The following is a 14551-nucleotide window of genomic DNA, read 5'->3' on the forward strand; positions in this document are numbered from 1 at the left end:
ATCAAGAAAGAAACGCATTCCTAATGACATTTGTTGACAATTACAACAAAACCCGGCTACATTGTCTACAATATAAAGCCCCTTGCGAAGCGCTCGCTATTCATGCGGAACTATACACGAAGGCGGGAATCCAGTAATCTCTCAACATAAAGTCATCCTGAACTCGTTTCAGGATCTCCTTATAATTACAAAGAGATGCCGAAACAAATTCGGCATGACGTACTGGTTTTTGTTTTTAATGGATTCCCGCCTTCCCCCTACGCCAAGGCTTCGGAGCGACAGGTCGCGGGAATGACAAGTTTAGATGGGCGCGCCCTCTTCAACTTCTAATTCTATCTCAGGAACATGCAGTTGTTCCAACTCACACCCCTGTTCTTGTAGCTCTTGAAGCCACCTCTGTTGTACTGGGGGAAAATCTTGGAAAAAATAAGTACATGTATCTTCTGGACAAGTATGTCTTTCGTAACACTCTAAAGAAGAAACCTCGTTATGGTCTCTATTAAATGTGATGTCTTTCAGATTTTTTAACTGTGTTATTTCATCCGGTAATATTTTTAACCGAGGTTTTGTCGTCGGGTTGGAAGCGATTGGCAGCGTCAGATTTTTCAAATTCTGTAATCGACCAATTTCTGGCGGCAGCGCCTCAAGATAAGTACATCCTAATAAAATCAAGGTATGTAAATTAACGCAAGTCAGAATTTCCAAAGGAATTTTCGTCAAACCATGAGGGGCAAAAAGCAGAAAGGCTCTCTCAGACTTTTTAAAGAGTTCGATGGGTAAAAAAGGCGCATCACTATCTTCAAAAGAGAATGCAACCATTTGAGTTTTTGGATATTTGGTAACGTAAATACATCCTCTCGTCTGAATGAGAGGCTGTCCTGTTAATTCTAGAATAGGCTCAGGATTTTCTTGATCAACTTGCTGAATCATTTTGACGATCATTTCAAGTTCATGAAATATGGTCACAAGTATTCCTTGGGGATCAGGCACTTGATCATAGATTACTTTATGCATCTTCATCGCTATTAGGTGATAGGCTAATGTTTCACCAGAAATGAGAGACTCACTATCCTTCACAGGACACAATTCAACCAACTGACGACTATTCTCAGATAATTTCTTGAAGAAAAATTCTGAATTCAAAACATATCTATGAAAATCAATTGCACTTGAAAAGTGAGGAGCAGAAAATACACGTTTAATATCTTTTATTGTTCTTTCGTGTCCCCTTGCCTGCATCGCATTCAAAATGTCTTGCATAAAACCTTTCGCTCTTTTCGGGATTATTTGTTGAGGCGTAAAAAGATTTTTAGACACAAAGATCAAAGAAGATAAATCACGCGCATCGACATAATCAAGAATTCGCGCTTTCACAAGGCCTGGTAATAATTGAATCATAAGCCCACCCTCTTCAGGATGCCTTGCTGTATAGTCTGCTGCCAGATGAACATTTTGCAGCAGATCGCTCCGAGGCATAGGAACCAATATTATGCCATCATCCGATTTTACTCTTTTAAACGATTGTACAAGGCTGTGCTCGACAGCACGCGCCTCAGAATGGCCTTCTACAGCTTGTAATATATTACCATGACTGACAACGCGCTTTAAATTTAAATCTGACATAATGATAGCTCCTTTGAAATAAACAGTTAATATCGATTCAAATAAATTAAGAGAAAATTTACTAAATGTCAAGACATAAAACAAAGATTTTCAAAAAGATTAAAAGCCCTCTTGACAGAATCACTCATAAAACCTATATCACTTCTATCAAAGTCTATTTAACCATTCAGGAGCCCATTATGTCCCAACAAAAAATGACCTTTCAAGCTGAGATCAGTAAAATTCTTGATATCGTCACCCATTCCCTTTATAGCGAGAGAGAAATTTTTCTGCGCGAGTTAATTTCAAATGCCTCAGATGCCTCTGACAAATTACGGTATTTAAGCCTCACACAAAAGGAAATTGCAGCCAAAGCAGAAGATTTCAAAATCGTCATCACCGTTGATACTGATAAAAAAACACTCACCATTGCCGATAATGGTATCGGGATGAATCGCGAAGAGCTGATTGAAAATCTGGGGACCATTGCAAAATCTGGTACATCTGAGTTTCTATCAAAGCTCAAAGAAAATCCAAAAGGTGATATTTCTCTCATCGGTCAATTTGGTGTTGGTTTTTATTCATCCTTTATGGTTGCAGACAAAGTTGATGTTCTCTCGAAAAAAGCGGGCGAGGAACAAGCTTGGAAATGGAGCTCAAACGGTAAATCAGATTATACAATTGCAGAAGGCACCAAAAATGGCTATGGGACAACCATTCGCCTTCATTTAAAATCTGATGCAGCAGAATTCCTTGAACGCACACGCCTTGACTATATCATCAAAAAATACTCTGATCATATTTCCATCCCTGTGATTTTCACCGATGGCAAAGAAGAAAAAGCTCAGCTGAATCAAGGCAATGCACTCTGGATGCGCTCAAAATCAGAGATCACACCTGAGCAATATGCTGAATTCTACCGTCACACAAGTCATCATTTTGATGATCAAGCGCTCACACTCCATTGGCGTGCTGAAGGGAAAATCGAATATACATCGCTTCTATTTATCCCAACACAAAAACCGTTCGATCTTTTTCAACCTGATCGTAAAACAAAGTTGAAGCTTTACGTCAATCGTGTCTTCATTTCTGATGATATTCAAGACCTGCTCCCTCCTTACCTCCGCTTTGTTCAAGGTGTGGTTGATAGCTCTGACTTGCCACTCAATGTGAGCCGTGAAATGCTTCAGAACAATCCTGTGCTTGCTAAAATCAAAGCTGGTCTTGTGACCAAGATTCTGAGTGAACTCGAAAAATTAGCGAACAATGATTCAGAAAAATTCAAAGAATTTTATGAACAATTCGGCGCTGTCCTGAAAGAAGGTCTCTATGAAGATCAAGATCATAAAGACAAGCTCTTATCCCTTGCTCGTTTTGCCTCTTCACAGAAAGATACTTTGATCAGTCTTGATGATTATGTTTCCAAAATGAAAAAAGACCAGGAAAACATTTATTATATTTCTGGAGAATCCAAAGAGGCTCTTCTCAAAAGCCCACATCTTGAAGGATTCAAAGCGCAGAATATTGATGTTTTGCTCTTAACTGATCCTGTGGATGAATTCTGGATTCCGATGATTGGTAGCTTTAAAGACAAGACATTCAAATCGATTACACGATCAGGCGATGATCTCTCAAAACTCAGCAAAGAGCCTGAGAGCCCACAAGACAAGGAAGCCACATCGCAAAGTGAAGCTTTAATTGCCTTCTTGAAAGTTGAACTGAAAGATCACGTCAAGGATGTCAGAAGCACAACAAGGCTTGTTGATAGTCTGGCTGTTTTGGCCTCTGATGAAGGTGATATGGATATCTATTTCGAAAAACTGATGAAGCATCATCAAAAATTAGATATTGCCTCAAAGCGCATTTTGGAAATCAATCCAAAACATCCTCTGATTAAAAAGCTCACTCAAATTGTGGATGATAAATCCCAGCAACAACTCGCCTCAAACCTTGGCTATTTAATTTTGGACAGCGCCCGCATCCTTGAAGGAGAGACTGTGATAAATCAACAAGACTTCCAGCGCAGAATGGCTGATGTGATGCTAAAAGCGCTGTAAGGTTAGATTACAAATTTTCTTCCTGGAGCCTTTGAATCTAATGCCCTTAGGGCATTTTTGGACTCTTGGCTGATCCGATTGCCGCCAACTAAATTAAGATCTGCTAGGGTTGTATTCCCTGTAAGAGCCTCAATCAACATCTGAAGAACTGCGTCATCAATTTTATTATTCCCAAGATCAAGATTGACAAGTGTCTTATTGCCTTTGAGAGCTGTTGCAATCGCTTTCATGCCTTCTAGGCCAATCCTATTTCCGTTGAGATTCAGACTTTGTAGCGCTTCATTTTTAACAAGCACTTTCACAAGAAATTTGACAGATTGATCTCCAATTTGACTGGTTGAAAGATCTAACTCAACTAAAATTTTATTTTGCTTAAGAGCCCTCAAAAACCTTTCAATGCCTTGTGCATTATTCATCGAATCCAAAGAAAGACTTAGGCTTGCTAAGGTTGTATTTTGGTTGAGAACCGTAACAAGCGCTCCAACAGCCTCATTGTCAAATCGAGCAAATTTGAGATCAAGACTTTTAAGGGTTTCATTCTTCAAAAGAGCCTCAGCAAGAGCTTTTACACCAGCACCCTGAATGCCATTAGAAGTAAGCTTAAGACTGATTAAACTTTTATTTTCTTCAAGAGCTTTCGCAAGAACTTTTGCGCCTTCATCACCAATCTGCATGTCTTCTGGGACCATACTGTTTCCGCTGAGATTCAAACTTTTAAGAACTTTATTTTGCTTGAGAGCCTCAGCAAGCAACGTAACACCTGCAAGACTAATTAAGTTATTCCCAAGATTAAGACCTTCTAAAGTTGTATTTTGCGTGAGAGCTTGAGCAATTGCTTGAATACCAACTGACTCTATTTTGCCACTACCAAGATCAAGCATCTGTAGACCCGTATTTTGCGTAAGGGCTCCTGCAAGGACCTCTGCACCTTCATTTCCGATCCGAATACCGTTTAGACTAAGATTTTTTAATGTTTTGTTATGTCTAAGAGCTTCAGCAATCGCTTCTATACCTTCAGCTTCAATAGGGTTACTATTCAAGGTAAGTACTGCCAATGTTTCGTTTTTCATGAGACATTTTGCAAGGATTTTTGCGCCTTCATTATTAATTCCCACATTAACTAGAGACAGATGTCTAACAGTTTTATTTTTCTCAAGAGTCTCCGCAAGCTTTTCAACATCTTCAGGTGCCAATTCAAAACCAAAAGCTACTGATAATTGAGTCACAGAAGGATTGTTTGTACAAAAGAACGTCAAATCATTGTTGTCTTGAATTAAAGCTGTATGAAAAAGATCAATCATCTCGCGGATAGGATCATCTTCGGCAACATTTTGCAGAATGTCTTGGAACATTTCAAAAGAAATAACGCGTGGCGTCTCACCCAGCAGTGGTAAAAAATAAGTAAAAAAATGGTCAGAATCATACGTCGGATTTTCCTGTCCTTCTTCTCTAAAAGAACAGAGAGCCTTGATCTCTTTAAAAAAGCTGATAACAGCTTCAGGACTGGTATATACATCTGATCGACGGTTCATGACATCATAAGCCATTCTTTTGAAAAATTTTTCTTGTAACACAGGTGTCGCACCAGATTGTTTAATATGAGTTATTCTTTCACCAAGAGGGAGGGCTTTTAGGCTGTCTAAAATGAAAGTAAAATATATATCGTCTAATCTAGGAATAGGTTTTGAAAGGGCAACTTTTATTGTTTGAGCGCCTTGAGTGGCTTGTGTTGATTCGGTTGCTGTAACAGTACCTTTTAATGGATCTAAATTTGGCATAATAATTCCTTTCATCAAATATTGAATTTATGATACTAATAAACATAATTGTATCATATTTATTTTAAATGTCAAGTGATGTTGGTCTTATGAACAGAATGCCCTTCTGCTCCAATTGGTCCAGAGCCTTACCCAGCGACCTCAATAAGAGTCGATACAGTTCTCTGGATAAGCTGATATGAACGGGGGTTAACTTGCGCAAGATCTGCAAACTTTTCCCACGCACAAATCGCTTCTTTAACCTCATCGATAATCTCTAACGCTCTTCCTTTTTTGACTTGGGCCACGGATGCTAATTTTAACAGGTGGTCTTTTGTTGGATTTTTGCCTTCACCCATAATCGTTGTAGAATGTTCTCCGGCTGGACCTGAAGAAAAAACAATGTCATAAGTTGGAGAAAGAGCCCACTCACCATTTTCATCCATCAAAAATGCAAAGTTTTTTGCATGATCATCACGATTACAGGACAAAACATTAAAAACAGCAACTCTAAATTGCTTTTCACATTCAACAACATTCTTTGTTAGAAATAAAGTTGCCTTCATCACTGTTTCATAATCTAGACTCGGCATTCTATGATCAGCATGAAGCAGCCCACTCATTGTATGCATATGATATCGCTTACCATTACGACGATCAAATCGCTTCACACCAAAGAAACCTGACCCATTTCGTGATGGAAACAACTTAGCCTCTGGCAAAATAAGACCTGCATCTTTTGCCATCAGGTGATAAGCATATTCAATGGCCCCAATATCAAGCTGATCCATTGAAGATCGAAATTTAATCAACCAATCCGCCCCTTCATGCTCAACCAAAATTTTAGGCCGAGCACCAGCTGATGATCCATTCAAACTCAACAAATCATCAACAAATTGATCATTATCATTTTCTTGAAAATCCTTAATCTCACGGTCAATCTCATCAAAATTTTCATGAGGCAAAGGATCAGGCATACCAATCTCTGGCTCATAAATCAGAGCGCCCATTCCTGTATGACCAACGTAACATAATCGATCTAAAGGTGTTAAATCCCCCGGATTCATTCCCGTCTTCATCAGCTTACGATCAAGCAAAAGACACCCCCATCCATCAGGCAGACTATCGTTAAACACACCAAAAAGGCCTTCAAAAACTAAATCTGGCGAGCTCAAAATTCCCGACTTAAGTGGTAATTTCAACGGTGAAATCTGCAGGCCTGCTCTTAAAAAATCCCGTGCATATTCAAAATAGATACGCCTGTCTCTCAATGCAAGAGACCCAACAGGCACCTTATCTTCCGCCATTTTCAAATAAACATGAATCATTTGATGATCTTGAAATCTCATCGCCGCCCCCTTTTCCGCATTTTTGGAGAAACCAACTCTTCTAGTGAAGTCATTTTCATAAGAGGATCAAACTGAAAGAGCGATAAAAATGCCTCAGACGCATCTAATATAAAAGAAATTTTTAATAAGGAGTCTAAAGAAATTTTTCCTGTTTGTTCAAATTTTTTAATCACAGCATAACTAACACCAGAGCGCTCCGATAAACCAATCTGACTCAGATTCAAAGACAAACGCTTTGCCCGCGCCTGCTTGGCTATATGAGCTGAAACTTCACTAGGCGTCATTAATACTGATATCATAATATCCTTTATGGCTAAATTTTGCTTATTATAGATATAATAGTATCAGTTATGAAATTTGTCAAGAAAATCATTCCAAAAATCTCTCTGGCACTTTTTGTAAAAGAGGATTACCATATGCCTAAACTAAAATAAGGCTGAGGACTCCTATGGATCTTACTTCACACTCTTTAACCGATATCACCCTTGTCACCATGATTGCCGTTTTTTGCGGTATCTTTTTGGAACGCTTAAAGCAGCCTGCAATTGTTGGCTATATTGTGGCCGGAATCGTTCTTGGGCCAACAGGTTTTGGGTTTATTTCAAATTCTGAAAATGTTCAAGCCTTGGCCGAACTTGGCATCATTCTCTTGCTCTTCATCATTGGGATGGAACTCAGCTTTAAATCATTTATGTCTGTGATCAAAATTGCGATTTCCTGCGTGGTGATCCAGTTGGTTGCATCGCTTCTGATCTGTTATGTCTTAGGTAAAATTGTTGACTGGACTGGAGAAGAAACCATTCTCTTTGGTTTTATCCTTATGCTTTCAAGTACAGCTGTTGCCATTAAAATGCTTGATGAACTCGGTCACTTGAAAGATCCGATTGGGCAAATCACCGTTGGTATTTTGGTTGCGCAAGATCTTGCTCTGGTGCCTATGCTTTTAATGGCCGGCTCCTTGAGTCATGGCGGTGAAATCACCATGATGGTCTGGATTAAAATCTTGATTGCCATTATCTTCTTGATTGCCCTTGTCATGTTTTTAAGCAAAAGAGAAAAACTCACTCTGCCTTTCAGCAAATGGCTTAAGGGAAACGGCGATATGCCTCCCTTGATTGCTCTTGCGATTTGCTTTTCAGCTGCAACTTTAAGTGGTTTACTTGGTCTTTCTTCTGCTTATGGTGCTTTCTTGGCAGGGCTTATCATTGCAAATTCAACTGAGCGTGATATTCTTATGAAGGTCACACATCCGATCCATAGTGTTCTTTTGGTTGTCTTCTTCCTCTCAATTGGCCTCATGATTGATTTGGGCTTTATTTTCAAGAACTTTCATGCTGTTTTCTTGTTCCTTTTAACGGCTGTTTCTATCAAGACTGTTCTCAATATCGCAGCTTTACGCATGCTCGGTCAGTCATGGGAAAATGCTTTTCCGGCAGGGCTTGTCATGGCGCAGCTGGGTGAATTTGCTTTCTTGCTAACCTCGATTGGTTTCAAAGGGAAAATTCTGGATGATTACGATTACAACTTGGCGATTTCAGTGATTGCTCTCAGCCTTTTACTCAGCCCCTTATGGCTTTTAACGGTTCGCCGCTTCCATGGACTTGCAAGCCAAGGCATTACAAGTGCCCGAGGAATTGTTCTGGGACTCTACCAGGGCGAGATCAAGAGCGTCAGTGACTTTTATCACAACATTCGATCAAAAATTGACTCTCTGTCAAAAAAAACTGATCAAACAGATGAGCGAACCAAAAATTAAAGATTCTCGTTTAGAATTTGAAACATGAAAAATAATGACAGAAAGGTAATTAACTCATGAAAACTGGCCAAGACACACTCAAAACAAAAAAAACACTCTCCGTTGCTGGCAAAGACTATGATTATTATTCGCTAAAAGAAGCGGCAAAGACGATTGGCGATATCTCTGCATTGCCTTATTCAATGAAAATTCTTCTCGAGAATTTACTCCGCTTTGAAGATGCCCGCAGTGTTAAAGTTGATGATATTAAAGCGATTGCTTCTTGGCTTAAAACAGGAAAATCTGATCATGAGATTGCTTATCGCCCTGCCCGCGTTTTAATGCAAGACTTTACGGGCGTTCCAGCTGTCGCTGATTTGGCTGCCATGCGCGAAGCTGTTGTTAAATTAGGCGGAACCCCTGATCGCATAAACCCTTTATCACAAGTTGATCTTGTGATCGATCACTCTGTGATGGTTGATGAGTTTGGATCGCCAACCGCTTTTCAAATGAATGTGGAACGCGAATTTGAGCGCAATCATGAAAGATACGCTTTTCTAAGATGGGGGCAAACAGCCTTTAATCGCTTCCGCGTTGTCCCTCCAGGAACAGGGATTTGCCATCAGGTCAATTTAGAATATCTCTCACAAGTCGTGTGGGTTGAAAATGATGATGACGGCAGAGCCATTGCTCTCCCTGATACGCTTGTGGGTACGGATAGTCACACAACCATGGTTAATGGACTTGCTGTTCTTGGTTGGGGTGTTGGCGGTATTGAAGCTGAAGCAGCGATGCTTGGCCAGCCTGTTTCAATGGTTCTGCCTGAAGTGATTGGCTTTGAGTTAACCGGTCGCCTTGCAGAAGGCGTGACTGCAACCGACCTTGTACTTACCGTAACAGAAATGCTCCGTAAAAAAGGTGTTGTTGGTAAGTTTGTTGAATTTTTTGGCAGTGGCCTTGCTTATCTCTCACTTGCAGACAGAGCAACTATTGGAAATATGGCCCCTGAATATGGCGCCACTTGTGGTATTTTCCCAATCGATGAGGAAACATTAAACTACCTCCGCTTTACAGGACGTGATGAATCACGCATTGCTCTGGTAGAAGCCTATGCTAAAGAACAGGGCATGTGGTATGATGCTGCCAACCCAACAAAATTCAAATATACGGATACATTGAAGCTTGATCTCTCAACAGTTGAATCATCTTTGGCTGGACCAAAAAGACCGCAAGACAGAATTGCGCTCAAAGATGCAGCACAAAACTTTACAAAGGATCTTGATGCTGTCTTCAAAGTGCCTCAAGACAAAATTTCTCAGACAGCTCCTGTCGCTGGCGCCCCTTATCAAATCAAACAAGGTGATGTTGTGATTGCCGCAATCACAAGCTGTACAAACACATCCAATCCTTACGTCATGGTTGCAGCTGGCCTCTTGGCTCGTAAAGCGCATGAAAAAGGCCTCAAAGTCAAGCCTTGGGTGAAAACATCATTAGCCCCGGGCTCTCAGGTTGTCTCTGATTATCTTGAAAAAGCAGATCTACAAAAAGACCTTGATGCTCTCGGCTTTAACCTTGTGGGCTATGGCTGTACAACTTGTATCGGAAACTCAGGACCTCTGCCTGATCCAATTGCCAATGCCATTCAAGAGAATGATCTAACAGTTTGTTCAGTCCTCTCAGGAAATCGTAACTTTGAAGGACGTATCAATCCGCATTGTAAAGCGAACTACCTTGCTTCACCACCACTTGTTGTTGCTTACGCCTTAGCGGGATCAATGAAAGTTGACTTACGTAAAGAACCTCTTGGCAAGGATCAAAAAGGCAATGATGTCTATTTGAAAGACATTTGGCCATCAAGCACTGAAATTTCTGATCTTGTTATGAAATCACTCAGCGCTTTCATGTTTAAGAAAAGATACAGCAATGTCTTTGAAGGTCCTGATGAATGGAAGAGCATTGCAACCAGTACAGGCGTTACATATAAATGGCAAAATAATTCTACCTATGTCAAATTGCCTCCTCTCTTTGAAGGCATGGAACGCGAACCGAAGGCTCTGCAAAACATCCGCAAGGCACGCATCTTAGGTCTTTTTGGTGACAGCATCACAACAGATCACATCTCTCCAGCTGGTTCGATTAAAAAAGACAGTCCTGCAGGGCAATATTTAACAGACCATAAAGTTGAAATTCGTGATTTCAACTCATATGGCGCACGTCGTGGGAATCATGAAGTGATGATGCGGGGTACCTTTGCCAATATTCGCATCAAGAATGAAATGATGGGCGGTAAAGAAGGTGGCTATACAAAATATCTGCCAACCAATGCCGAGATGCCAATCTATGATGCAGCCATGAAATATCAACAAGATAAAACACCCCTTGTGATCTTTGCAGGTAAAGAATATGGCACAGGATCATCACGCGACTGGGCAGCAAAGGGTACAATGCTGCTTGGCGTTAAAGCCGTGATTGCAGAGAGCTTTGAGCGCATTCACAGATCAAACCTTGTTGGGATGGGTATTTTGCCCCTCCAATTCATTGATGGCAAATCAAGACTCTCTCTTGGGCTTGATGGATCTGAAATCATCACCATTGAAGGCATTGATCAGGCTTTAAAACCAAAACAAAAAATCCAGATTCACATTGAAAGATCAAATGGGAAGACTGAAACTGTAGAAGTCATGTCACGCATTGATACACTCGATGAAGTTGACTATTACCGTCATGGTGGTATTCTGCATTATGTTTTAAGAAATCTGACTCAAGGACACAATAATTCTGATGGCCTGCGCGCTGTCTCATAACTTATACAGGACTATTCAATGCCGAATCAAATTTTAGATCCAAAACTACTGGACATACTCGTCTGTCCGTTGACAAAATCGCCTTTAAAATATGACAAAGAAAATCAAGAATTGATTAGCAAACAAGCTGGACTGGCTTTCCCAATTCGCGATGGTATTCCGATCATGCTCGTTGAAGAAGCCCGAAAACTTTCTCATGATGAATCATCATAAATGTCATTTGCCCTTAAAATGAATTAAGTTCTCTTGCGTCAATTTTAACGCCATCTTAAATTATTTTGATCATGATGAAAGATAGACCTCTTTTGTTCTAAGTAGAGCAGTTCACTCCAAGAATGAGCAACACTTTCAAATTGAGTTAAAATGACGATCAATGTTTTAATAGTAGATTCAGACTGCCCTGAAAAGAATCACTTAAAAAGTGTTCTTAACTCTGTCTCTATTGATCTAGAATTACAAGAAGCCTCCTCTGCCGCTCAAGCGCTTGCTAAATCTCAAAAAGGTAACTTTGATTGTATTTTTATCAATTCAACTTTGCCTGACCAGGATTGTACCGATCTCTACCGAGATCTTATGCTCACCGTTACACATTCGCCTTCAATCATCTTTCTCACTGAACATGAAAAAGAACAAGAGGCTATTGAAAAGCAAAATATCCTTGGTATTGAATTCGTCAATAAAAAAACACTCGATAAGCACGCCATTCATGCCACTCTTCAGTATGCTTTGTCACGCCAAAAGCTACTCACACAAATTTCTGAATTACAGAACTTTGATATTTTAACAAGCCTCAATAATCGAAGCGCATTTTTATCAGGGCTTGAAAAGACAATCGCTCACTCACAACGCACAGATAAACCATTCGCTGTTTTAATATTTGATATCGATCACTTCAAAGATATCAATGAAACAATGGGTCATCAGTTCGGAGATAAAGTTCTGAAAGCCACAGCTGACAAGTTGATGAAAAATATTCGTGAAAGTGATTATTTAGCCCGATTAGGCAGTGATGAATTTGGTATCATTGCTGCAAACTTATGGGATTATGAATGCGCTGCTAGCTTCTCAAAAAGAATTATCGAACTCTTTAGCTCACCCTTAAATATTGATCATCAAAAGATTTACTTATCAACCAGCATTGGTATCGCCATGTATCCCTTTGATGGCTCAGCGCCTGAAGACTTACTCAGCCATGTTGAGAGCGCTTTAAATAAAGCCAAACGGGAAGGACGCTCTTTTTATTGCTTCTATGATGATCGGATGAATAAGCAAGCTCATCAACGCATACAAATGGAAAATGACCTAAGAGCAGGCCTTGATACAAATCAATTTGAATTATATTACCAACCAAAAGTCAATATTGAGAGCCAAGAAATAGATGGCATCGAAGCTTTGATTCGTTGGAACCATCCTCAGCAAGGACTGATCTCGCCTAATGACTTTATCCCAAATGCTGAAAAAAACAGACTCATTGTCCCTTTGGGCATGTGGGTTCTTGAAGAAGCCTGTAAGCAATCTGTTGCCTGGCAAAAAATGGGTATGAAGCCAATTCCAATATCAGTCAATCTTTCAACTTACCAATTGGATGATTTATCCTTCGTTCCGAAGGTCATTGAAATTTTAAACAGAACCAATATGACCCCAGATCTTCTTGAATTCGAAATCACTGAGAGTATGCTCATGAATCAAATGGATCGTGTCAGTGTCTATATTAAAGAATTACGATCAATCGGCATTAAATTTTCAATTGATGACTTCGGCATGGGCTATTCTTCATTGGCCTATCTCAAAAATCTACCTGTTGATATTCTCAAGATTGACAGGCACTTCATCAAAGATCTGAATGGCGAAAAAAATGCTGATGCTGAGCTTGCCAATGCCATCATCGCACTTGGAAAAGTGGTCAATCTTAAAGTCATTGCTGAAGGCGTTGAAACAAGAGAACAATTGCAATTTTTAAAAGACCACAACTGTGACCAAGTGCAAGGATTTTACTTCAGTCAGCCTTTGCCTGCAAAAGATTTTTATCAATGGTATCAAGATTACAATAAAAACTCATTTTTCAAAAAACAAACAAAACGGCCTAAACCCAAATCAAAATAACAAATGGTGGGCCCGGAGGGATTTGAACCCCCGACAACACCGTTATGAGCGGTGCGTTCTAACCACTGAACTACAGGCCCTTGATCAGAAAGATTTGACCAGTATACACACTTTATCCCCCTTTTAAAAGCTTCAAATTATCAGTGGCTAAAGCAAATGTTAACATTATATAAAATTAGGATAAATTTCGAACAAAGTCTTTTTTGTTAGAAACACAAACAAGTGTAATATTTCTGAGATTGCTAAATTTTCATAGATAATATATAATGAGGAAATATAACAATAAGAAAGGAACTCATTATGCCACAAGATTTACACTGCCCAAAATGCAAGTCTATCAAATATGTCAAAAATGGCTTTATGCAAGGGAAGCAGCGCTATCGTTGCAAAGATTGCGCATGTAATTTCACCCAATCAAATAAGCATGGATATTCCCCCAAAATGCATATTATGGCATATAAATTATATATTGAAGGGTTAGGATTCCGGGCTATTGGCCGTTTTTTAAACGTAAGCAACGTTATTGTTTTAAAGTGGATTAAGAACTTTGGCTATTTTTTAGAGCAAAAATTTCAAGATTCAATTCAGAATATTGATGAAAAAGATATTGATATTATCGAGGTCGATGAGCTATGGCATTTTATACGTGAAAAAAAGTAAATTTTGGGTATGGACTGCTATTCATCGAAGAACCAGAAGGATTGTCGCCCTTGCTTTTGGTTCACGGGGTAGAGGGCCGGCACTTGAAATCATTGGAAAAGTCAAAGACCTTAACCCGGAAAAAATTATGACGGACTATTTTAAAATTTATAGGGATTATTTTCCAGCCGACAAACACATTGCCTCAAAAAAAGAAACATATACAGTTGAAAGTGTTAACTCTGACATAAGGCATTACATTGCGCGCTTTAGGCGCAAAACAAAGTGCACCTCAAAATCTGCTGAAATGGGTCAAGCTATCGCTTCTTTTTCTTGTTTTTAGAAAATACATATTATCTATGAAAATTTAGCAATCCCATAGTTATTATAGCATAGGCGCCCTTGTATTCAAACAGGCCCCCGAACCGACCCTCACGCTCCTTTTAGGAGGCAGTCTCATGGGGCTGGGCTATGTGGCTTATCAGCGCAGGAAGGCTTTGGCTTA

General features: G+C 39.7%; 11 protein-coding genes and 1 tRNA gene. 7 read left to right on the forward strand and 5 right to left on the reverse strand.

What is annotated here, in order from left to right; all coding sequences use genetic code 11:
• Positions 1-300: 300 nt before the first annotated feature.
• Complete coding sequence (locus tag KBF71_02005; protein ID MBP9877091.1) at positions 301-1623, reverse strand: hypothetical protein; 1323 nt, start codon at positions 1621-1623, stop codon at positions 301-303.
• A 179-nt stretch (positions 1624-1802) separates the two neighbouring features.
• Between KBF71_02005 and htpG the strand changes: the two genes are divergently transcribed.
• Entirely contained in the window at positions 1803-3659 is a 1857-nt protein-coding gene (htpG, locus tag KBF71_02010) for a molecular chaperone HtpG (GenBank protein MBP9877092.1), read from the forward strand.
• Positions 3660-3661: 2 nt separating this feature from the next.
• Here htpG and KBF71_02015 read toward each other — a convergent pair whose 3' ends face one another.
• The 3 genes from KBF71_02015 to KBF71_02025 form a co-directional block, all read right to left on the reverse strand.
• Entirely contained in the window at positions 3662-5437 is a 1776-nt protein-coding gene (locus KBF71_02015) for a hypothetical protein (protein ID MBP9877093.1), read from the reverse strand.
• Positions 5438-5565: 128 nt separating this feature from the next.
• Complete coding sequence (locus tag KBF71_02020; GenBank protein MBP9877094.1) at positions 5566-6765, reverse strand: type II toxin-antitoxin system HipA family toxin; 1200 nt, start codon at positions 6763-6765, stop codon at positions 5566-5568.
• On the reverse strand, positions 6762-7064 hold the full coding sequence (locus KBF71_02025; protein ID MBP9877095.1) for a helix-turn-helix transcriptional regulator: 303 nt from the start codon (positions 7062-7064) through the stop codon (positions 6762-6764). The genes KBF71_02020 and KBF71_02025 overlap by 4 nt, the downstream gene beginning before the upstream one ends.
• Before the next feature lie 149 nt (positions 7065-7213).
• Here KBF71_02025 and KBF71_02030 point away from each other — a divergent pair, with 149 nt between their 5' ends.
• The 4 genes from KBF71_02030 (at position 7214) to KBF71_02045 (ending at position 13407) form a co-directional block, all read left to right on the forward strand.
• Positions 7214-8521: a cation:proton antiporter gene (locus KBF71_02030; protein ID MBP9877096.1), complete on the forward strand. Its 1308-nt coding sequence runs from the start codon at positions 7214-7216 to the stop codon at positions 8519-8521.
• A 56-nt stretch (positions 8522-8577) separates the two neighbouring features.
• Entirely contained in the window at positions 8578-11304 is a 2727-nt protein-coding gene (acnA, locus tag KBF71_02035) for an aconitate hydratase AcnA (protein ID MBP9877097.1), read from the forward strand.
• An 18-nt stretch (positions 11305-11322) separates the two neighbouring features.
• Positions 11323-11517: a Trm112 family protein gene (locus tag KBF71_02040; protein MBP9877098.1), complete on the forward strand. Its 195-nt coding sequence runs from the start codon at positions 11323-11325 to the stop codon at positions 11515-11517.
• 150 nt (positions 11518-11667) lie between these two features.
• Positions 11668-13407: an EAL domain-containing protein gene (locus KBF71_02045; GenBank protein ID MBP9877099.1), complete on the forward strand. Its 1740-nt coding sequence runs from the start codon at positions 11668-11670 to the stop codon at positions 13405-13407.
• A 4-nt stretch (positions 13408-13411) separates the two neighbouring features.
• Here the strand turns inward: KBF71_02045 and KBF71_02050 are convergent.
• A tRNA-Ile gene (locus tag KBF71_02050) sits at positions 13412-13487 on the reverse strand.
• A gap of 220 nt (positions 13488-13707) precedes the next feature.
• Here KBF71_02050 and KBF71_02055 point away from each other — a divergent pair.
• Positions 13708-14067 carry an IS1 family transposase gene (locus KBF71_02055; protein MBP9877100.1) on the forward strand — a complete coding sequence of 120 codons (360 nt, stop codon included), beginning with the start codon at positions 13708-13710 and terminating at the stop codon, positions 14065-14067.
• The gene (locus KBF71_02060; GenBank protein MBP9877101.1) at positions 14054-14389 is read left to right on the forward strand and encodes an IS1 family transposase; all 336 of its coding nucleotides are present in this window, start codon (positions 14054-14056) and stop codon (positions 14387-14389) included. Before KBF71_02055 ends, KBF71_02060 begins: the two co-directional genes overlap by 14 nt.
• Positions 14390-14551 lie beyond the last annotated feature (162 nt).

Source organism: Alphaproteobacteria bacterium, assembly GCA_018063245.1.
Taxonomy (GTDB): domain Bacteria; phylum Pseudomonadota; class Alphaproteobacteria; order JAGPBS01; family JAGPBS01; genus JAGPBS01.